Raw genomic sequence first — 22,555 nt, forward strand, 5'->3', positions numbered from 1 at the left:
TATTTATAAAATGCAAGGCTTTTTCTTTTATTTAAAACTTGGTTGGTCGCATATTATTTCTTGGGACGCATTAGACCATCAATTATTTATTTTGGCTTTGGTGGCCGTTTATACTTTAAAAGATGTAAAAAAAGTACTAATTTTAGTTACTGCATTTACCATTGGGCATTCTATTACTTTGGTTTTAAGTATTTTAGACATTGTGCGTTTTCCTAGTAACTGGGTAGAATTTCTGATTCCAATAACGATAGTTTTAACGGCGTTTGGAAATATTTTTATGTTTAAACACAGGCAGAAATTAATGAAACTGAATTATTTTTTAGCCTTAATATTTGGCCTCATTCACGGGATGGGTTTTGCAAACTCGGCAAGGATGATGATTTCTAGTGAGCAAAATATTGCGGCGCCACTTTTTGGTTTTAATATTGGTTTAGAATTGGGGCAAATTGCTGTAGTTATTTTAATTTTAAGTTTACAATTTTTATTGATGAGATACTTAAAATTACACAAAAAATATTGGCTTATTGTGGCTTCTGGTATTGCACTTATAATTTCACTTATAATGGCGATTGAGCGTGTTCCGTATGGGTTATCATAAAGTTTTGTTAAAATCCATTTATTTTAATTACATTTGAAACGCAAAAAAATATCAAGAAAAACAACGCTTAACTATGAAATTTCTTTCAACATTACTTTCTCTTTTAATATCGACTGTGCTATTTTCGCAAGACATTAAGAACAACCCCACGAGCAATCATGGGAATAAGTTTGAGGCTTTGGGCACCATTTTGCCCTCACCAAATGTTTACAGAACGGCTTCTGGCGCACCTGGACACGAATATTATACCAACAGAGCAGATTATGATATTTCCGCATATTTGGATGAAGACAAAAGAAATCTGAAGGGTTCAGAAACCATCACTTATTACAATAACTCACCCGACGATTTAGATTACATCTGGATGCAATTGGATGAAAATGAACAATCTAGCATAAAAAATGCTGGTTATGATGATAGTTCTACTTTACCCAAAATTACTATAACAGAAGGGTTAAAAACTACAGATCTACCTGCAAAAGACAATGGATATGGTGTGAATTTGGAGAAAATAACGCTCGCAGACGGAACGCCACTTTCATACACTGTCAATAAAACCATGATGCGAATCGATTTGCCTAAAATTCTAAAAAAAGGTGAAAAATTAGTCTTTAAAATAGATTGGAATTACAATATCGCAAACCGCATAGAAAAAGGCGGCAGAGGCGGTTACGAATATTTCCCTGAAGATGGAAATGACTTATATACAATAACGCAATGGTATCCTAGAATGTGCGTCTATAGCGATTTTAAAGGTTGGCAAAATAACCAGTTCACGGGAAGAGGAGAATTTGCTCTAGAATTTGGAAATTATAAAGTATCAATGAACGTTCCTGCCGATCATATCGTAACGGGAACCGGACAAGGAAAAAACTATAAAGACGTATTGACAAGCGCACAATATGCAAGATGGCAAAAAGCCCAAAACGCTTCTGAACCTGTAGAAATCGTAACCTTGGCGGAAGCAAAAAATGCAGAAAAACACAAATCTAAAGAAAGAAAAATTTGGAAATTTGAAGCCAATGACGTTCGTGATTTTGCCTGGACGTCTTCCCGAAAATTCATTTGGGACGGTATGAAAGTGACCATTCCAGAAAATAATAATCAGGTAATGGCGATGAGTTTTTACCCAAAAGAAGCCTACGGTTTATATAGAAAATATTCTACAAAATTAGTCGCACATACCATCAAAACGTATTCAGAATTTACAATTCCATATCCATATCCCGTTGCACAATCCATTGAAGCGGCAAACGGGATGGAATACCCGATGATTTGCTTTAATTATGGAAGAACCGAAAAAGACGGCACTTATTCCGAAGGTATCAAAAACGGAATGATTGGCGTAATTATTCACGAAGTGGGACATAATTTTTTCCCAATGATCATCAATTCCGACGAAAGACAATGGACTTGGATGGATGAAGGTTTAAACACTTTTGTAGAATATTTAACAGAGGAAAAATGGGACAATAAATTTCCCTCAAAACGTGGCCCCGCTTATACGATTGTAGATTACATGAAATTGCCAAAAGACCAATTGGAACCGATTATGACGAACTCTGAAAACATTGTGCGATTTGGTCCAAATGCCTACTCAAAACCTGCAACTGGGCTTAATATTTTGCGGGAAACCATTATGGGCAGAGAATTATTCGACAAAGCCTTTAAAACTTATGCAAAAAGATGGGCATTTAAACATCCAGAACCGGCAGATTTTTTCAGAACAATGAATGATGCAAGTGCAGAAAACCTCGATTGGTTTTGGCGCGGTTGGTTTTATGGCATAGAACCTTGCGATATTTCTATTGATAAAGTGACCGTTGCATCTGGAGATTTTGACACTTCACCAGAAGGCAGAAAAATGACTTACACAGTTGATAAACCTTTAAAACCTAGTTTTGATGATATTTCTAAAATAAGAAACAGGGAAGATAAAACCATAAAATTTGCTGCAGATCAAGATAAAGCGACGCAAGATTTCTACTACCGTTATGACCGTGGAATGGAAACTGTGGATACCGACAAAAAATATGAATTAGCCAATAATAATTTAGAAAAACCATCTGCAAAAGAAAAAGCAGATCTAAGCGATATTTACGGCTACCAAATAGATTTTAGCAATAAAGGAGGTTTGGTAATGCCCATTATTTTAGAATTTACTTTTGAAGATGGAAGCAAATTAGAAGATAAATCTTCCGCACAAATTTGGCGCAAAAACGAAAACAAAGTGTCGAAAACTTATTATTTTAAAAAGAAATTAAAATCAATTCAACTAGATCCAATGCAAGAAACCGCAGATATTGATACTTCAAACAATTATTGGGGCGATATTCCTGCACCGACTTCTAAATTCCAAGTTTTTAAACAAAAAATGGCGAACGCTGGAAGAGGCACTTCAAACGGAAAAGTAAACCCAATGCAGGCTGCAGGGAAAAAATAATTTTCAAAAACTTTTAAAATACCAAAAAATGCTGAATTTATTTTCAGCATTTTTTTTGTTGAAAATTTTGAAAAAAAATGCATTTTAGTGGCGTTTGACAAAGGTCTTCGACAGGCTCAGACTGACATCGCTAGAAATGAAATTCTATTAACGTGTCACACTGAGCCTATAGAAGTGCATTGTTTAATTATAAAATTAAGTTTCAGTGCCATTTGGTGAAAGTTTTATTTTTAAACCATTTTTCTACTCAATAATTCTGAATTATTTAAGATTTCAATGTAATGAATCTTGTTTTATAGTTGTTCTATAATTGGAAACAAAAAACAAATTAAACTTTTAGTATTGATAATCAATTATTTAAATTACATAACTTGTTATTTTTACTACTTTGTATTGCATATTACTATAATATTATTATATCTTTGCAATGTCAATTAATAAGAAAACGAAACAACCGATAAAATAAAAGCCGCAAAAACTGATAATCAAAAAAAACTAATAACTGCGGCCTATATTTTTTTTAAAAAACTTAATTATGAAAATTGTAATCACTTCACTCGCGCTTCTCGCCAGTTCCATTTTATTCGCACAAGAAAGCGCGAAAACAGATTCTACACAAACCAAAAAAATAGATGAAGTTGTAATGACAAAACGGGTTTTTGAGAAAAAAGCCGATAGAATGATATTTGATGTAGCGCACTCGCCCATCGCAAAAGGAACGACCGCTTTTGATTTGTTAAAAGAAACACCTTTGGTTTCTTCCACAGACGACGCCACTTTAAAAATTTTAGGTAAAAATAACGCCCTAATTTACATCAATGGTAAAAAAACCAATATGGATGCAGATTCTGTAATAGAAATGCTAAAAAATATGCCATCTGAAAATTTATCAAAAATTGAAGTAATCACCGTTCCATCGTCAGAATTTCAAGTGGAAAGCAATGATGGAATTATCAATATTATTTTAAAGAAAAAACAAACCGACGGCTTAAACGGAACCTTAAAATTAAGCGATGAACAAGCGTATTACAACAAACCGGCTGCTTCTTTAAGTTTAAACTATAGAAAAGGAAAACTTGGTGCTAACGGAAATGTGTACACAAGTTTATACCCGCATCGCCAATTTTATCATTTGAGCAATGGTAACAATGACTATAAAAACACCAGCGTAGGTTCTATTGACGACCCAAATGTGAATGTAGGCGGATATGTAAATTTGGATTATCAACTTACAGACAAGCAAAGTATTGGTCTTTCTTATAATACCAGATACAATTGGAGCAATAATTCACGTACTAATCTCAATAATTTTTCGCAAGATTTCACTACAAATACTACAAAATCTACAAATACCTATAATGTAGAAGACGCGCATTCTCGCAACAATTCTTTAAACTTAAATTATGAAATAAAAACAGATGATGATGGCAGTAAATTAAGCCTAAATGCATCTTACTTAAATTTCCAAAGATTGCAGCAAAATACAAACACAACCACCAATCTCGACACTCAAATTATCAACAGACAATTTTTGCAGAAAACACCGCAAAACGTTGATAATTATGGCTTTCAAGCAGATTATATACAAAAATTAAAAAAAGAAACAACACTTTCTTTTGGCGGAAATTATAACCATACCAAAACCGATAACGACACAAAATTTGAAAATCTGATCCCACCAACTGGCGAAGATGCAAACCTTTCTAATCACTTCGTTTATATGGAAAATATTTCTGGGTTTTACGGCACTTTAGAGAAAAATTTTGGTGAAAAATTTTCAGGGAAAATCGGGACAAGAATTGAACTAACGCACAACCAAGGTGACGTTTTAGATAAAGCGGATCCTTATTACCATTTCACAAATAATTATACCAGTTTTCTACCTTATGCAAGTGCGAATTACAATTTTAATAAAGAAAACTCTCTTTCTTACACATTTTCAAGCAGAGTAAGAAGACCATCTTTTTGGGAACTTAATCCGTCGCGACAATATTTAACGGAAAATAATTACATCCAAAATAACCCCTTTATGAAGGCTTCAACTTACTACACACAAGAGTTGAACTACATGTACAAAAGCGCTTACTTTTTGGTTCTTAATCACAGTTACGTGAAAGATGATAACGAGCAAATCCCCTTGCAAAAAACCAATGCAAATGGCGATGCAGAACTTCGATATATCAGAACCAACTATGGCGACAAGCAAGAATATTCTGCGAGTTTAGGAATGCAAAAAACCTTCTACAAAGGGATTTGGAATATGAATAATAGTTTTAATCTTACGCACGTCATTTTCAAAGGAAGTGTAAATGTAGATCCAATTACCAACGAAACTTTCCCAGAATTTAACATTAACAAAAAATCGACCTATTTTATGTTGCAATTGCAAAATAACATTCGTCTTTCTGCAAAAAAAGATTGGTATTTAGGCGTAAATTATTTCTATTTATCACCACAGGAAATTGCTTTGGGTAAATTAGGCGTTTTGCAAAGCGTGGATTTGTCCCTCAAAAAAACATTAAAAGATTGGACGTTTATGCTAGAATTAAATGATATTTTCAACACCAATCAAGTAACTATTAATGACTTACAAAGTTCTGGCTATTACAATACGGTCTCACAAAACAATTACAACCGCAGCGTAAGTTTAAAAGTAACCTACAATTTTGGCAACAAAAAAGTAGAAAAAGTACGTAAAACCGAAAGCGCAAACGATGCGATAAAAGATAGAACCTAAATTAAATTTTTCATTAAAAATTTTTTCATTAAAAATCACGGAAGACATTTCGTGATTTTTTGCTTTTGCGGAAAATTCTCAATGAGAATATCACTTCATCTAAAAATCTACATTTTCCTCTCCCAAATCCGAAAGCAGTTCCGAAAAATGAACATCTAAAAAATCAATCGGAATAGTTTGATTTTCATACGCCAACTCATAATTTTTTTTCGCTTCTTCTAAATTCCCTTTTTTGTGAAAATATAAGCCAAAATTTCTACAAGAATAACCTTTATTGTTTGTTCCTGTTTTTAGGGCTTCATTCAAATATTTAAAACCTTCTTCCAATTCGCCTTGTAAAATTAAAGCATAACCTAAATTATCATTAGCAAAGCCAAAATTGTCTCTCATTTCAATGGCTTCTCGAAAATACGGAATGCTTTCTTCTACAAAACCTTCTTTCAATTTTCGATATCCAAAATTATTTTTTCTAGTGGCAAATAAAATGTTTTCTTCTGCACTTTGAATTGTATTTTTTAGTGATTCTGTAATAATTTCGCTTTTTTCGATTGAGATTTTCGGATTTATTTCTAAGGAATTTATTTCTTTAAGTAAATTATTAAGTCGGAAATTAGATTCAATATTCCGCATTAATTCAACATTATTTTTCTGGATTTCATTAGGTAAATGTTTAATCCAATTAAAATTAGAATTGGGAAATAATTTGCAACAGAATGCAAAAGAATACAAAATATTTTCGGGCAACATTGGTGATGAAAAATGCCATTGTGTTTTCCTAAAACCGCTTCTTACAAAACCAACTTCATATCTGTTTTCAAAGAGAATAATACCGAAACCAAAATAAACGCCAGCTAAATACAAAAAATGTTCAGAAATATTTTTTTCATCTTTAAATAATTGATAAGTCATTAATTTTACTCTAATAAACTCAATTACTAAGTTGTAAATTATTTTTTTCTGCGTAATTTTTAGTGAATTTGCGATGAAAAAACAAAATTCATTTTCGTTTGGAACAGTAACTTGTATTTCATTGGTTTCTCCCTGTGAAGCAATAGCATAAATTGAACTGTCTGTTAAATCATAACTTGTTTCAAGGGTAATTTTTTTACTGTTTAAATCTAAAATTGAAATTAAATCTTCAAAAATATTTTCTAATTCAAATTTTTTAGAACTGAAAGTTTTCGGGAAATACTGTTCATTAATAATAATTTGTTCCCCTTTATTTTTAGGAAAACCACATTCTTTTAATAGAATTAAAAAACTGGTTTCCACCCAATTTCTTCGGCTTTTTTCTGTTCTAAAATCCATTTTTAATGCGAAAAAAAATTATTTAATTATTAGACGCGATAAATCGCGTCTCTATCATTTTTACATATTCCGTCTGTATCTTCCGCCCACTTCAAACAATGCATTCGTAATTTCACCAAGCGAACAATATTTCCCCGCTTCCATCATTACTTCAAATAAATTTTCTTGGTTAATGGCTGCGTGTTGCAAATCTTCCAAAACTTTTGCAGATTTCTCTTTGTGTGCTTGCTGATAATTTTTCAAATTCGCAATTTGGATTTTTTTCTCTTCATCCGTAGAACGCATCACTTCTTTCGGCAAAACTGTTGGCGAACCGTCTTTCCCCAAGAACGTATTTACCCCGATAATCGGAAATTCACCCGTATGTTTCAGCCATTCATAATGCATCGATTCTTCCTGAATTTTTGAACGTTGATACATCGTTTCCATCGCACCCAAAACACCGCCTCTCTCGGTAATTTTATCAAATTCTGCGTAAACGGCTTCTTCCACTAGATCCGTCAATTCTTCAATAATAAAAGAACCTTGCAGCGGATTTTCATTTTTCGCCAAACCTAATTCTTTGTTAATGATTAACTGAATAGCCATCGCTCTTCGAACAGATGCTTCAGTCGGCGTCGTAATCGCTTCGTCGTACGCGTTGGTGTGAAGTGAATTACAATTATCATAAATGGCGTAAAGCGCTTGCAAAGTGGTTCTGATGTCATTAAAATCAATTTCTTGCGCATGCAAAGAACGCCCGGAAGTTTGGATGTGGTATTTTAACATTTGGCTTCTTTCATCGGCACCATATTTCAGTTTCATGGCTTTTGCCCAAATTCTTCGTGCCACTCTACCAATTACAGCATATTCCGGATCAATTCCGTTGGAAAAAAAGAAAGATAAATTTGGTGCAAAATCATTAATATTCATTCCTCGACTCAAATAATATTCCACATAAGTAAAACCATTCGAGAGCGTAAAAGCCAGTTGCGAGATGGGATTTGCGCCTGCTTCTGCAATGTGATACCCGGAAATAGAAACCGAATAAAAATTTCGCACTTTATTGTCGATAAAATATTGTTGCACATCGCCCATTAATCTCAATGCAAATTCCGTTGAAAAAATACAAGTATTTTGCGCTTGATCTTCTTTTAAAATATCCGCTTGAACTGTTCCACGAACTGTTGCAATCGTTTTTGCTTTTATATCGGCATAAATATTTGAAGGTAAAACCTCGTCGCCAGTTAAACCTAACAATTTTAGACCTAAACCATTATTTGTTGGGGGCAATTCGCCTGTATAAACCGGTCTATTTAAATTTTTATCGTCGTATTTTTCTTTTAATTTTGCTTCTACTAAATGTTCTAAACCATTTTCAGCAATATATTTTTCACAATTCTGATCGATTGCCGCATTCATAAAAAACGCTAAAAGCATCGGCGCAGGTCCATTAATCGTCATTGAAACGGAACACATCGCATTAACCAAATCAAAACCAGAATACAATTTTTTTGCATCATCTAATGTCGCAATTGAAACGCCCGCATTTCCAATTTTTCCGTAAATATCGGGTGGCAGCGCGGGATCTTGTCCGTAAAGTGTTACAGAATCAAAAGCCGTAGAAAGCCTTTTGGCAGGCATATCTGCGGAAACATAATGAAATCTTCGGTTCGTTCTTTCTGGGCCGCCTTCACCCGCAAACATTCTTGTCGGATCTTCGCCAGTTCTTTTAAATGGATAAATTCCCGCCGTAAACGGAAATTGTCCGGGCACATTTTCTTGTCCTTTCCATTGGATTAAATCGCCCCAATCTTGAAATTTTGGTAAAGAAATTTTCGGAATTTTTAAGCCTGATAAACTTTTGGAAGAAGTTTCTGCTTTAATTTCTTTGCCACGAACGAAGTAAGAATATTCGTCTTCGCGCATTTTTTCCTTAAAGTTTTTCCAGCCTTTTAAGAATAAAATATTTTCTTCTGAAAGTTCTTTTTTTGTTTTAAGATAAACTTTTTCTAATTTTTCAGTCGTGGCTTTATCGTCTGTGATTAAATTTTTCGCGCCATCAATCAAATACATTCTTTTTGCCGTTAATGCCTGATTTTTAACATCTTCATCGTAAGCACGGTTATTATCCACAATTTCAGAGAGATAACGAACGCGTCGCGGCGGAATAATTGTGGTTTCTTCCTGGTGATTTTGTTCTACATATTCGTTAAAATTAAGTTCAGGGAATTTTGTATTTAATTTTTGAATTAAGATATTAAACAATTCCGTGGTTCCCCAATCGTTAAACTGACTGGCTTTTGTGGAAAAAACCGGCATTTCATCCAAAGTTTTTTCAAATAAAAGATGATTTCTTTGGTATTGTTTTCTAACGGCTTGTATGGCGTCTAATGCGCCGCGTTTATCGGATTTATTTAAAGCAATTAAATCTGCATAATCCAGCATATCAATTTTTTCCAGTTGCGTAGAAGCGCCATATTCCGGCGTCATTACATACATTGAAAGATCAGCAATTTCTGTAATTTCAGAACCAGATTGTCCGATACCAGAAGTTTCTAAAATAATCGCGTCTGGCTCGGCTAATTTTAAAATATTTAAAGCCGAATGAATGTAAGGCGAAACCGAAACATTATTTTCCCGAGTAGCCATAGAACGCATATAAACACGTTTGTCATTAATAGAATTCATGCGGATTCTATCGCCTAAAAGCGCGCCGCCGGTTTTTTTCTTGGAAGGATCAATAGAAATTATCGCGATTTTTCTGTCCGGATTTGAACGTAAAAAACGCCGAACCAATTCGTCCGTTAATGAAGATTTTCCTGCGCCGCCGGTTCCTGTAATTCCAATAATTGGGATTTTTGAATATTTTTCATTTTCTGAAACGGTGGAATCTATTTTTTTAACCAAATCTTGTTTTTCATCTGAAAAATTTTCAACGGCAGAAATGACTTCTGCAATGGTTTTCGAATCTTCAAAATTAATTTTATCTAAATCTTCAACCTGAATATCTCGACCAGTTGGAAAATCACTTTGTTTTACCAAATCATCTATCATTCCTTGCAAACCGAGTTCGCGTCCATCATCTGGGGAATAAATTCGGTCGATGCCGTAATCCATTAAATCCTTGATTTCTTCCGGCAAAATTACTCCGCCACCGCCACCGAAAATTTTAATTTGAGGCGCATTTTTTTCACGTAAAAGATCATAAATATATTTAAAATATTCATTGTGACCGCCTTGGTAAGAAGTTAAAGCAATTGCGTTTGCATCTTCTTGTATAGCGCAGTTTACAACTTCTTCGGCAGATTTATCGTGACCAAGATGAATGACTTCACAACCTGTTCCTTGAATCACGCGTCGCATAATATTGATCGCGGCATCGTGACCATCAAAAAGCGAGGCTGCTGTTACAATTCTTACTTTATTTTTTGGTGTATAATTTTCAGTTGACATAATAATTTTGGTAAAGTTCAAAGATAATGATTATCTAAAAGACAATAAAACAATTCCATATTTCATTTACAAAATCAATAAAAAAAGAAGCGAAATTTTATGGCTAAAAAACTCCATTTTTAATTAATAAAAAAGACCAAATCTGATATTCTTATCTTTGTGCTAGAATTTTTAAAAAATAATAATGTTAAATTTTGAAACGTACACACCAGAAAGCAAACCCACAAACGAAGAAAAAGAGGCCGTTGCCAATTTTTTGTTTAAAAGTTTGGAGCAATATGGCGATCCAAAAGCAGATATTTTAAAATGTATGGACTACGCTTTGAAAGAGACCGTTTCTTTTGGTGGATTTATTTGTGTTGCTTTTTTAGAAGATAAAATTGTGGGCGCAGTAATTATCAACCAAACCGGAATGAAAGATTATATCCCCGAAAATATCTTGGTTTATATTGCCACTGATGCAGAAAAACGCGGACAAGGAATCGGGCGACAATTGATGGAAAAAGCCATTGCAACAGCAAAAGGAAACATTGCACTTCATGTGGAACCCGATAATCCAGCGAAAAAATTGTACGAAAAATTGGGCTTTACGAATAAATATTTAGAAATGAGATTGGTGAAATAATGGCAACAATTACTTTACATCGCGATAGATTACGCTACAATTTTGAACGTTTGGATTATTTATTTAAAACCAAAGACATCAATTGGTCGATTGTAACCAAAATTCTTTGTGGAAACGAACTTTTTTTGAAAGAAATTTTGGCTTTAAAACCCACTCAAGTTTGTGATTCTCGCGTCAGCAACCTCAAAGTTATTAAAAAACTGGAGCCAGAAATGGAAACCATTTACATAAAACCTACACCAAAACGCTCCGTTCCAGATGTTGTGAAATATGCTGATATTAGCATGAATACGAACATAGAAACCATAAAAGCTCTCTCAAAAGAAGCCGTAAAACAAGAGAAAACGCATAAAATAATTATTATGATTGAACTTGGCGAACTGCGCGAAGGCGTAATGCGAGAAAATGTGGTGCATTTTTATAAACAAGTTTTCGATTTGCCAAATATTGAAGTAGTGGGTTTAGGCGCTAATCTTTCTTGCCTTTTCGGCGTTTTACCCAATACCGACAAACTCATCCAACTTTGTCTTTACAAACAATTAATAGAAGCCACTTTTAATAAAAAAATACGCTACGTTTCTGGCGGTTCTTCTGTGACTATTCCATTAATTTTTAAAAAAATGTTACCTGCAGGAATTAATCATTTTCGTGTAGGAGAAACACTTTATCAAGGCACAGACGTTTATAAAGATGAAAAAAGCAACCTTTTGGAGCAAGACGTTTTTACTTTGCAAGCAGAAATTATAGAACTTATAGAAAAACCTATGGTTCCCGAAGGTGATTTTGGAACTAATCTGGAAGGTGAAACCTATCAAATTGAAGAAAATTTAGTAGGAAAAACTTCTTTTCGGGCGATTTTAGATTTAGGAATTTTAGATTTAGACCGTGTGAATATTTTCCCAAAAGATGAAAGCATTGGCTATTTTGGGTCCAGTTCTGATATGATTATTTTGGATTTGGGAGAAAATTTAAACAATTACAAAGTTGGAGATTTACTCGATTTTTCAATTAATTATATGGGCGCACTTCGCGCTATGAACTCGAATTATATTGAGAAAAAAGTGGTTTAATTTTTCTAAAATTTTAAAAAAATTTCGTGAAAATTCGTGAAATATTTTGCTAAATTTATTTCAATTTCAAAAGCTTATTTTTGCAAAAATATTTTCAAATGCAACGCGCACTTATTTACTTTTTCGCTGGCACAATCGTTAGTTTTCTGCTTTATTATCTATTTGTAGATACTCAAAAATTACTATTAAATACTTACTATTCAGTCGCTTTTGGCTCTGCGTGGGGTTTGGCTTATTATCTTGACAATCCCAAATTTTCATTACCATTAAAATTGGGTGTTTCACTTCTGGGAATGGCAATTTTAGTGACAATAGGATTTTTTCTTTTCACGCCGCAATTGGCAGTCGCCTCCATTTTAAAATTTTCGATGATTTTTGTAGCTTATTATTTAATTGCGAGCTTTCGGCCAAGTAAATCTTTAAGAGAATAATATTTTCTTACACTTTAGGCAAAAAAACTTCAGCCAACATACATCTTGCACTTCCACCGCCATTGGTTTCGATGGTTTCTAAATTGGCGTAGATAATTTCACAATATTTTTTAATATTTTCTATTTGGTTTGGAACTAAAGATTTAAAAGCAGATTCCGACATTATTAAAAATTTTTCGCCATTTATGTTTTTCAATTGCAACATATTTCCCGCAAACTGATGCATTTGGCTTTCTGAAATTTCAATTAATTCTTTCCCAGAATTTTTAATGACTTCAATTACTTTTTCACGCTCAATTTCGGCATCAATGCATTCTAGGCAAATCACTACAAAATCTTCCGCCACACACATCATCACGTTGGTGTGATAAATTGGTAATCTTTCGCCATTTGCCGTTTGAAAAGAATGAAAAACGATAGGTTCATAACCAATTTTTACACATAAATCTTTAAATAAATTTTCATCTAATCTCAATGAAACAGAGCCATAAGCCAATTTCTTATCGTGGTCGAAGATAATACTTCCCGTTCCTTCTAAAAATAAATTTTCTTTTTCTGATGCCGATAAATCTACTATTTCCTTTAAACTAAAACCAGCATTTTTTACCGCTTCCAAAATTTCTGGGCGGCGTTCTAATCTGCGGTTTTCAGCAAACATCGGATAAAGAAAAGCACGCCCATTCTCATCAAAACTCACCCAATTATTCGGGAAAATAGAATCTGGCGTGTAAGAATCTGCACTATCTTTTACCGTGATTACATTTATTTTTTTTGCCCGAAGCTTGGCTACAAAAGCATTAAATTCTTCTAAAGCTTTCTCCTGTGTATTTGCATTTTCTGCATTGGTTTGGAAATAATTGTTTGCAGCAGTTTCGGCGTTAAACCCAAAATTCACGGGTTCTATCATCAAAACAGTATCGGTAGTTTGCATATTTTTTATTTAAAAATTTTTAAAGAATTACTTTTTTAAAGTTTGCACAAAAATAACTAAATTTAAAGGATATTAAAAAGAAATAAAAATGCTTGAAATTGCCTGTTTTGAAATCACTTCTGCCGAAATTGCGCTGCAATCTTCTGCCGATAGAATTGAACTTTGCAAGGAAATTACTTTGGGCGGATTGACGCCCGAAATTGAAGAATTCAAATATTTAAAGCAAAAATTTCTGAAACCAATTTACGTCATGATTCGCCCAAAAGGCGGCGGCTTTTTCTATGATTTAGAAGAATTTAACATGATGATTAAAAGCATTGAATTGTTTAAAAATTGGGGCGCAGATGGTTTTGTTTTCGGGATTCTAGATGAAAATAATGAAATTGATGTAGAAAGAAATTCTTTTTTAGTAGAACTCGCAAATCCAATTCCGTGCACGTTTCAACGCGCTTTCGACCGAACTAAAAATTTAGAAAAATCCTGCGAAACACTAATTGAAATTGGCTTTGAAAATATTCTAACTTCCGGTGGCGAAAAAACAGCAAAAGAAGGCCAAGAAAATCTGAAAATGTTAATAGAAAAATATTCCGACAAAATTAATATTTTAATCGGCGGAAATGTGCGCTCGGAAAATGTTGAGGAAATTAAAACATTTACTAACGGTAGGCATTTTCATTCTTCTGCAATACCAATCTATGAGCAGTTTGCAAATGATGAGGAAATTAGAAAACTGAAAAGGTTTTCTGTTTAGATTTTACCACAAAGTCACAAAGATTTTAAATGATTTTTAGTTAAAATAGGACACAAAGAATTATGGGTTTTAGGTTTAAATTTTAATAATTTCTCTTTAGATTTTACCACAAAGTCACAAAAATTTTAAACGATAAAACTTCGTGACTTTGTAGTGAAAACTTTAACATAAATCAATTAACACAAAAGAAACTGAATTTTCATTTTCTTTAAAAATTTTCTTTAAATTTTTAAAACTTAAAATTCCAATAAAATAAGCATCTTTTTTGTTGCCATAAAATTCTTCAATTTCCTCGAAAAATGGTCTAAAAAAATCGCTTTTTTCAATCGAATGACGGAATAAAACTTTTAGTTTAAAATCTTCTGTTAAATAAAAACCATCATTATTGATAATTTTTTTATACTCGTATTTATAATCATAACTCAGAGCCGAAATATCCGATAAAACAGCACTTGCAGTTGGAAAAGAACCCGCACCACGACCAGAAAAAAACTGTTTATCTGCAAAAGCGGTTTTAACTTTCACGCCATTAAAAACATCATTTACCGTAGAAAAAGAACTTTCAGAAGAGATAAATTTCGGAATTACCAACGCAATAATTTCCTTATCATTTTTCTTGTGCGCATAAACCAATAACTTAATCTGAAGGTTTTTCTCTCTCGCATAAGCCAATTCTAAATTGGATAAATTCTGAATTCCGAGATTAAAAACCTCATCAGGATTTGTAATAATCCCAAAAGAATGCGCCAATAAAATTTGCAGTTTTGAGCGCGCATCAAATCCGCCAGTGTCTAGAATTGGGTTGCTTTCTGCATAACCTTTTTCTTGCGCTTCTTCTAGAGCTGCAGGAAAAGCGACGTTTTCATGGTAAATTTTACTCAAAATATAATTGGTGGAGCCATTCACAATTCCTTCCAAAGATTCTAAAAAATCATTATTATAATATTCTTCTAAATTTCTGATGATGGGAATACTGCCACAAACCGAGGCTTCATAAAGAAAAGAAACCTGGTGTTTTTTCTGTAAATCGTAGATTTCTTGAAAATGTTCTGCGAGCATTTTTTTATTAGCCGAAACGACGGATTTTCCTTTTTGCATCGCTATTTTTACGATTTCAAAAGCGGCTTCAGAATCATCAATTAATTCTACAACAGTGTTAATTTCGTCATCATTTAGAATATCAAATTTATCGTAGGTGAAGTGATTTGCGGAAATATTTCTTTCTTTTTCCGGATGTTTCACCACAATTTTTTTGATTTTTGCATCTAGATTTTTTGCCTGATGAAGCACTTCATATAAACCGCTTCCCACAACGCCGTAGCCAAATAATCCTATATTTAATTTCTTCTTTTTCATTTAATTTTTTTTAATTTTTAAGACTTTAAATCTTCAAAATGATTTTTTAACAGTTCTGAAATTTTTTCAGTTTCCAGTAAAAAACCATCGTGTCCGTACAATGATTTTATAATTTCAAACTTGGCATTTTTGATATTTTTCGCTAAATATTTTTGTTCAGAAACTGGGAAAAGCAAATCACTTTCAATTCCGATAACAAGCGTTTTTGCCTTAATTTTAGATAAAGCATTTTCGATTGAAGTTCGGTTTCGTCCCAAATTTTGAGTGTCCATGCTTTTCGACAACATCCAATAACTTTCGTTTGTAAATCTTTTTTTTAATTTTTCACCCTGATAATTTTGATAAGAAGAAGCGCGGAAATGATTCAGTTTTTCTTCATCATCTTTTTGGGTTTCATTGAATGTTTCATAATTTCGGTAAGAAAGCAGCGCAATTGCTCGCGCCGCTTCAATGCCATTTTCACCAGAATGTAACGCCATTCTTTGGGCTTCATTAAAGGCAATTCCCCAAGGCGAATGTTTTGCATTAGTGGCAATCACGAATAAATTTTTAATAAAATCTGGGTTTGTAACTGACCATTCCAAAGCCTGCATTCCGCCGAGAGAACCGCCAAGCAAAAAATCTATTTTAGATATTTCGAGAAAATCTGCTAATCTTTGGTGCATTTCTACCATATCCCGAATCGAAATAATTGGCAAATTTTCTTCTGATTTGAATGAAGTTCCGTAACATGAGCCCAAAATATTTGCACAAATAATGGTATATTTTTCAGAATTAAACAAGTTATTTTTTCCGAATAAACCATTCCACCAATCTTCTACATCTGAATTTGCCGTTAACGCATGGCAAACCCAAACAATTTTTTTTGAAGGTGAAAAGTCACCAAAAATTTGATAGGCGATATTGACATCAGATATTTTTGTACCAGATTCAAGAACAAAATCTTCTGTTTTAAAATGTTTCAAAACTTTCCTTTTAAAATTAAATTGCAGAAAATCCGCGTTTGATATCTTCTAAAATATCATCAATATGTTCAATTCCCACACTCAAACGAACTTGTCCTGGTTTGATTCCCGCGTTTAGTTGCTCTTCTTCAGAAAGTTGCTCGTGTGTTGTAGAAGCAGGATTGATGATTAAAGTTTTAGAATCGCCCACATTGGCAACGTGGCTAATTAATTCTAAACTATTAATAAATTTCACAGCAGAATCTTTTCCACCTTTAATTTCAAAACTTAAAACCCCACCAAATCCATTTTTAAAATATTTTTTGGCATTTTCATAATCCGGAAAACTTGCTAAACCAGGATACAAAACCTTTTCGACTTGTTCGTGATTTTCTAAAAATTCTGCTACTTTTTGCGCATTTTGAACGGTTCTTTCCAAACGAAGCGACAAAGTTTCTAAACCGTGAATTAAAAGAAAAGAATTAAAAGGTGAAATGGCTGGACCAAAATCCCGAAGTCCTTCTACTCTTGCTTTTATGATAAACGCAATATTTCCAAAACTTCCATTTACGCCAAAAACGTCAGAGAAAACCAAACCATGATAACTTTCTGAAGGTTCTGAAAACTGCGGGAATTTCCCACTTCCCCAATCGAAATTTCCGCCGTCAATGATAATTCCGCCGATTGAAGTTCCGTGACCGCCAATCCATTTTGTTGCAGATTCTACGACGATATTTGCGCCGTGTTTTAGTGGTTGAAATATAAACCCGCCTGCGCCAAAAGTATTATCAACAATTAAAGGCAGATTGTGTTTTTTTGCAACTGCGGCAATTGCCTCAAAATCTGGCACATTTAAACTTGGATTTCCGATGGTTTCAAGATAAATGGCTTTTGTATTTTCGTTAATTTGCGCTTCAAAATCTTGTGGATTATCGTCTTTTGCAAAACGGCACTCGATGCCTAGTTTTTTGAAAGACACTTTAAATTGGTTAAAACTTCCGCCATACAAGTAAGGCGAACTCACAAAATTGTCACCGGCTTGAAGAATATTTGTAATGGCAAGAAACTGCGCCGCGTGGCCAGAACTTGTTGCCAAAGCAGCGACTCCGCCATGTAATGCGGCTACTCTTTTTTCAAAAACATCTGTTGTAGGATTCATTAAACGGGTGTAAATATTCCCGAATTCTTTTAAACCAAAAAGATTGGCGGCATGTTCTGCATCGTTAAAAGTATAACAAGCGGTTTGGTAGAGCGGAACGGCTCTGGAATTGGTGGTTACATCTGGTGTTTGACCTGCGTGAAGCTGTAAAGTTTCAAATTTTAAATTGCTCATATTTTAAATAATTTTATTTTAAATTTTTGCAACTTATCTTTTGAAAAGTGTTACCAAAAGAGCATAAAAAAAACTCTTTCGATAAGTTGAAAGAGTTTGATATAAATATTGAGTAATATTTTAATTTCTAATTCTGACTTATCTTTCCCGCTAATGCGAGTTGAATTTTGCACCTTATTTATTTCTAAACAGGTTGCCAAAGTTTCACTGGGTCAATTCCCTCCACTTTTCTGAATAAGTTGCGATGTTTTTAAAGAACGTAATTTCTTCTGCAAAGATAGAAATGTTTTTTTAATCTCCAAATTAATTTTAAAAAATTGGTTTACGCCCGGAGATTTTGCGAATGGGGTAGATTATTTTCTAAATTATTGCAGCAGTTTATTTTTTGCGATACTTGCGCCCCGGCCTGAGTGAAGCTCTTTTTTGTGCAGCGCAGCGGAACAAAAAAAGCGGGAACGGAGGACGGAAAAGGCGCCCAAAAAAAAATTAAAAAAGTGATTATTCGCGAATTAGTGGCAAAGTTGAGCAGCGTAAAAGGCCGCCCATTTTAGAGATTTCGCGGTAAGAAATTTCTTCAACCGTCATTCCCCATTCATTTCTTAAGTGATTGTTTAGTCTTGTAAACGTTTTATCGGAGACGATTACGTCTGGTGAAATAGAGAAAATATTTGGGTTCATTTCGAACATTTCTTCACTGGTGACGTGAAAGCAGTTTTCTTCGCCGAAAATATCTACGATGAGTTGATAATCGTTTTCATCTACGAATCCATCTTTGTAAATGATACATTTATCTTTCCCAACAGGATTAAAAGTACAATCTAAATGCAAAATTCCGACTGATGGATCTTGGTCATTTTTTTTGAGTTCAAAATCTAAAATTCTCTTTTTTGGAAAGTATTCTTTCAGAATTTCTATGGCATATTGATTAGTGCGTGCGGTTTTAAAATTGCGGTAATCTTCGCTGTAACAAGTGCCTATGAAAATAAAATCATTCCAAACAATAACGTCGCCGCCCTCAATATGTGCGGTTTCCGGAAGATTAATAATGTCGCGCCATTTTACTTTTTCAAAAATTTTTCGGTATGCTTCCTGTTCATCAGATCTGTCGTGAATGACGTTTGAAATAATCATTTTGTCTTCAATGACAAAGGCGACATCACGGGCAAAAACTTGGTTATAATCTTCAATAATTTCTGGGCGAAAGACTTCTACATCATATTTTTTTAGTACTTTTTCAAACGCATCCATTTCTAAAATAATATCTTCTTCTAAAGGATAAATATTGTTCTGAACGCTATGATAAGATTTCGCATCATAACTTTCTTCTAAATTTGGTGCTTCCCCCATAGAATTTGGCTGGCCGAGAACTACAGATTTTAATGTTCCTGTTTCGTTTTTTATATTTAATTTCATATGTAGATTTTATTTTTAAAAGGTCATATGTTATCGCCTTAATCTTCGTTAGAGTTGGTTTGTAAACTTGTTAATGGCGATTTCATATAAAGCGATTAATTATCTTTCAAATGTCTCGTTCAATCGCTTAGTTTGCTGCGTGTTTTGTTGCAAAATTATTATGGCGATTTCAAATGTTGAGAATTACACAAATATACGGAAATTGGATGTTAGATTTGGAGATTTGATTGTGAAGATTTTGAATACTTTTTCACGTAAAATAACGCAATTTTTAATACAATGGTGCAATGAAAGGGAATTTATAATTTGGGGGAGAAATTTTGAATATTTTTTTTGCGAAGACATCAAATTTTGGATACTGAAAAATCTATCCATAAAAAATCCCCTTAAAATAAGGGGATTTTCGATCAAATTATTTAATAAATATTAAATTTATCTTTCTTCTATTTCCACGTAATTTCTTGGAGTAGCACCTTGATAAACTTGTCTTGGTCTGCCAATCGGGTCACCGTGAAGACGCATTTCTTTCCATTGAGAAATCCATCCTGGTAGTCTTCCTAATGCGAACATTACTGTAAACATTTCTGTTGGAATTCCTAGCGCGCGATAAATAATTCCGGAATAGAAATCTACATTTGGGTAGAGTTTTCTTTCGATGAAATATTCATCTTCTAAGGCTACTTTTTCTAATTGACGGGCAATATCTAGGGCTTTATCTTCAATTCCTAAAGCATCAAAAATATCGTCTGCTGCTTTTTTAATGATTTTTGCTCTTGGGTCAAAGTTTTTGTAAACTCTGTGACCAAAACCCATTAAACGGAAATTATCGTCTTTATTTTTGGCTTTTTCTACATATTTTGCAACATCACCGCCATCTTGAGCAATCATTTCCAACATTTCAATTACAGCTTGATTGGCACCGCCGTGAAGTGGCCCCCAAAGTGCAGAAATTCCAGCAGAAACGGATGCAAACAAACCAGTATGTGCGGAACCGACCATTCTTACAGTAGATGTAGAACAATTTTGCTCGTGATCTGCATGAAGAATTAATAATTTATTTAAAGCATTTACCACGGTCGGATTTAATTCAAATTCCTTGTTTGGTACGCGGAAAACCATTTTATAAAAATTTTCTACATAATTTAAACTGTTATCGCCGTGGTTAATTGGCAAGCCCATTTTTTTTCTATAAGTCCAGGCGCAAAGGTGTGAAAATTTTGCGATTAACATTTCTGCGGCGTGGTCTAAATCGTCTTTGGAATTAACGTCAACTGCTTTTGGGTTAAATGCCGTCAATGCAGAAGTGAGTGAAGATAAAACGCCCATTGGGTGTGCAGACCGAGGGAAAGCATCTATCAAACGCTTCATTTCATCGGCTACAAAATTATATTTTTTTATACCGTTTTCAAAAGATAAAAATTGCTCTTTTGTGGGCAATTCTCCATAAAGTAACAGATACATCACCTCTGAAAAATTAGATTTCTCTGCGATTTGTTCTATTGGATATCCGCGGTAAAATAATTCGCCTTTATCACCGTCTAAATAAGTTATTTCGCTGATTGTAGCGCCTGTGTTTTTATAACCTAAATCCAGTGTAATTAGACCTGTATCGCCTCTTAATTTAGAAATATCTATTCCTCTATCGCCCATAGTACTTTCTATGATGGGAAATTCGAAAGATTTTCCATCGTAGTTAAGCGTAACTTTATTATCTGACATATTCTTTAATAATTTTTTTTAAATTTAGGTAAAAATACTACGGAATGCAAAAGATTTTGAAATAATATAATGCATTTTATCTATTATCGATTTATTTTAAAAGCATCAAGACCCAGGAAAATTGCTGTTTCTCCTAAAGCCTCTTCGATTCTTAAAAGTTGGTTGTATTTAGCCATACGATCTGAGCGTGAAGCGGAACCCGTTTTTATTTGTCCGCAATTCATTGCTACGGCTAAATCTGCGATGGTAGAATCTTCCGTTTCACCTGATCTGTGAGACATTACTGTCGTGTACTTATTATTCTGCGCCATTTGCACGGCTGCCATAGTTTCACTTAAAGTACCAATTTGGTTTACTTTAATTAAGATAGAATTGGCAATTTCGTTTTTAATTCCTTTGGCTAAAATTTCAGTATTGGTTACAAATAAATCATCGCCCACAATTTGAACTGTTTTTCCTAGTCTTTCTGTTAAAAGTTTCCAACCTTCCCAATCGTTTTCATCCATACCATCTTCGATAGAAATAATTGGATATTTTGAGGCTAATTCTGCTAAATAATCTACTTGCTCTTCACGAGTTCTTACAGCGCCATTTTCACCTTCAAATTTTCTATAATCATATTTTCCATCAACATAAAATTCTGAAGAAGCAGCATCTAAAGCAAACATTATGTCATCACCTGCTTTGTAGCCAGCGTTTGCAATTGCTTGTGTTAAAGTATCAAGTGCGTCTTCAGTGCCGTCAAAAGTTGGTGCAAAACCGCCTTCATCGCCAACTGCTGTAGAAAGCCCGCGTTTTTTCAAAATTGCTTTTAATTCGTGAAAAATCTCTGCTCCTTTTTGCAAAGCGTGAGAAAAAGAATCTGCTTTCACAGGCATTACCATAAATTCTTGAAACGCAATTGGTGCATCAGAATGCGAACCACCGTTAATAACGTTCATCATCGGAACTGGAAGCGTGTTTGCGTTAACACCACCGATATATTTATATAAAGGAATTTTTAAATCTAAAGCTGCTGCTTTTGCAACCGCCAAAGAAACGCCCAATATTGCATTTGCACCAAGGTTGGCTTTGTTTGGAGTTCCGTCTAGCTCTATCATTAATTGATCGATATAATTTTGCTCAAAAACTGAAATACCAATGATTTCCGGAGCAATAACTTCTCTTACATTTTCTACGGCTTTCAAAACCCCTTTTCCACCAAATTCTTTTGCGTTATCGCGCAATTCTACAGCCTCATGCTCTCCCGTTGAAGCACCGGAAGGAACTGCGGCCCTACCCATAGAGCCATTTTCTGTGTGAACATCTACTTCAATGGTAGGATTACCACGTGAATCTAAAATTTGTCTGGCTTCAATGTAAGAAATGTAACTCATCGTTTTATATTGTTTTAATTTTGTTGATTATAAAGTGATAGCAAATTTACGGAATATTTGGGGAAAATAAAAAAGTTGATTTTTT

16 protein-coding genes and 1 riboswitch are annotated in these 22,555 nt (G+C 33.8%); of the genes, 7 read left to right on the forward strand and 9 right to left on the reverse strand.

Annotated elements, in window-relative coordinates; all coding sequences use genetic code 11:
* Nucleotides 1-10 precede the first annotated feature (10 nt).
* From C4S29_RS04465 to C4S29_RS04475, 3 genes are all read left to right on the forward strand, one after another.
* Nucleotides 11-598 (forward strand): HupE/UreJ family protein, encoded by a 588-nt coding sequence (locus C4S29_RS04465; RefSeq protein ID WP_103912903.1) that lies wholly within the window; start codon nucleotides 11-13, stop codon nucleotides 596-598.
* Between the two features lie 73 nt (nucleotides 599-671).
* Nucleotides 672-3,041 (forward strand): M1 family metallopeptidase, encoded by a 2,370-nt coding sequence (locus tag C4S29_RS04470; RefSeq protein WP_103912904.1) that lies wholly within the window; start codon nucleotides 672-674, stop codon nucleotides 3,039-3,041.
* Between the two features lie 535 nt (nucleotides 3,042-3,576).
* Nucleotides 3,577-5,778: an outer membrane beta-barrel family protein gene (locus C4S29_RS04475; RefSeq protein ID WP_103912905.1), complete on the forward strand. Its 2,202-nt coding sequence runs from the start codon at nucleotides 3,577-3,579 to the stop codon at nucleotides 5,776-5,778.
* 99 nt (nucleotides 5,779-5,877) lie between these two features.
* Here C4S29_RS04475 and C4S29_RS04480 read toward each other — a convergent pair whose 3' ends face one another.
* Both C4S29_RS04480 and C4S29_RS04485 read right to left on the reverse strand, forming a co-directional pair.
* Nucleotides 5,878-7,086 carry a tetratricopeptide repeat protein gene (locus tag C4S29_RS04480; protein WP_103912906.1) on the reverse strand — a complete coding sequence of 403 codons (1,209 nt, stop codon included), beginning with the start codon at nucleotides 7,084-7,086 and terminating at the stop codon, nucleotides 5,878-5,880.
* A 60-nt stretch (nucleotides 7,087-7,146) separates the two neighbouring features.
* On the reverse strand, nucleotides 7,147-10,521 hold the full coding sequence (locus C4S29_RS04485; protein ID WP_103912907.1) for a methylmalonyl-CoA mutase family protein: 3,375 nt from the start codon (nucleotides 10,519-10,521) through the stop codon (nucleotides 7,147-7,149).
* Between the two features lie 184 nt (nucleotides 10,522-10,705).
* Here C4S29_RS04485 and C4S29_RS04490 point away from each other — a divergent pair, with 184 nt between their 5' ends.
* The 3 genes from C4S29_RS04490 to C4S29_RS04500 all read left to right on the forward strand — a co-directional run bounded on the left by C4S29_RS04490 (nucleotide 10,706) and on the right by C4S29_RS04500 (nucleotide 12,647).
* The gene (locus tag C4S29_RS04490; RefSeq protein WP_103912908.1) at nucleotides 10,706-11,146 is read left to right on the forward strand and encodes a GNAT family N-acetyltransferase; all 441 of its coding nucleotides are present in this window, start codon (nucleotides 10,706-10,708) and stop codon (nucleotides 11,144-11,146) included.
* Nucleotides 11,146-12,216, forward strand: coding sequence for an alanine racemase (locus C4S29_RS04495; protein WP_103912909.1), 1,071 nt, complete (start codon nucleotides 11,146-11,148; stop codon nucleotides 12,214-12,216). The genes C4S29_RS04490 and C4S29_RS04495 overlap by 1 nt, the downstream gene beginning before the upstream one ends.
* A gap of 98 nt (nucleotides 12,217-12,314) precedes the next feature.
* A complete protein-coding gene (locus C4S29_RS04500) occupies nucleotides 12,315-12,647 on the forward strand; it encodes a hypothetical protein (protein WP_103912910.1) in 333 nt (110 codons plus the stop codon).
* Nucleotides 12,648-12,654: 7 nt separating this feature from the next.
* Here the strand turns inward: C4S29_RS04500 and ctlX are convergent, their stop codons facing one another.
* Nucleotides 12,655-13,578, reverse strand: a complete 924-nt coding sequence (gene ctlX / locus C4S29_RS04505; protein WP_103912911.1) for a citrulline utilization hydrolase CtlX — start codon at nucleotides 13,576-13,578, stop codon at nucleotides 12,655-12,657.
* A gap of 88 nt (nucleotides 13,579-13,666) precedes the next feature.
* On the opposite strand from ctlX, the gene C4S29_RS04510 reads away from it, so the two are divergent.
* The gene (locus C4S29_RS04510; RefSeq protein ID WP_233740478.1) at nucleotides 13,667-14,329 is read left to right on the forward strand and encodes a copper homeostasis protein CutC; all 663 of its coding nucleotides are present in this window, start codon (nucleotides 13,667-13,669) and stop codon (nucleotides 14,327-14,329) included.
* A gap of 162 nt (nucleotides 14,330-14,491) precedes the next feature.
* Here C4S29_RS04510 and C4S29_RS04515 read toward each other — a convergent pair whose 3' ends face one another.
* The 6 genes from C4S29_RS04515 to eno form a co-directional block, all read right to left on the reverse strand.
* Nucleotides 14,492-15,685, reverse strand: a complete 1,194-nt coding sequence (locus tag C4S29_RS04515; protein ID WP_103912913.1) for a homoserine dehydrogenase — start codon at nucleotides 15,683-15,685, stop codon at nucleotides 14,492-14,494.
* Between the two features lie 17 nt (nucleotides 15,686-15,702).
* Nucleotides 15,703-16,650, reverse strand: a complete 948-nt coding sequence (locus tag C4S29_RS04520) for a homoserine O-acetyltransferase family protein (protein WP_233740479.1) — start codon at nucleotides 16,648-16,650, stop codon at nucleotides 15,703-15,705.
* Between the two features lie 16 nt (nucleotides 16,651-16,666).
* Nucleotides 16,667-17,962, reverse strand: a complete 1,296-nt coding sequence (locus C4S29_RS04525) for an O-acetylhomoserine aminocarboxypropyltransferase/cysteine synthase family protein (RefSeq protein WP_103912915.1) — start codon at nucleotides 17,960-17,962, stop codon at nucleotides 16,667-16,669.
* A gap of 135 nt (nucleotides 17,963-18,097) precedes the next feature.
* A riboswitch (SAM riboswitch) is annotated at nucleotides 18,098-18,203 on the reverse strand.
* 257 nt (nucleotides 18,204-18,460) lie between these two features.
* Nucleotides 18,461-19,375 carry a dimethylarginine dimethylaminohydrolase family protein gene (locus tag C4S29_RS04530; protein ID WP_103912916.1) on the reverse strand — a complete coding sequence of 305 codons (915 nt, stop codon included), beginning with the start codon at nucleotides 19,373-19,375 and terminating at the stop codon, nucleotides 18,461-18,463.
* A gap of 432 nt (nucleotides 19,376-19,807) precedes the next feature.
* Nucleotides 19,808-21,094 carry a citrate synthase gene (locus C4S29_RS04540; protein ID WP_103912918.1) on the reverse strand — a complete coding sequence of 429 codons (1,287 nt, stop codon included), beginning with the start codon at nucleotides 21,092-21,094 and terminating at the stop codon, nucleotides 19,808-19,810.
* Nucleotides 21,095-21,177: 83 nt separating this feature from the next.
* Nucleotides 21,178-22,470 (reverse strand): phosphopyruvate hydratase, encoded by a 1,293-nt coding sequence (gene eno, locus C4S29_RS04545; RefSeq protein WP_103912919.1) that lies wholly within the window; start codon nucleotides 22,468-22,470, stop codon nucleotides 21,178-21,180.
* Nucleotides 22,471-22,555: the final 85 nt, after the last annotated feature.

This window comes from Halpernia humi (genome assembly GCF_900108025.1).
Taxonomy (GTDB): Bacteria; Bacteroidota; Bacteroidia; order Flavobacteriales; family Weeksellaceae; genus Halpernia; species Halpernia humi.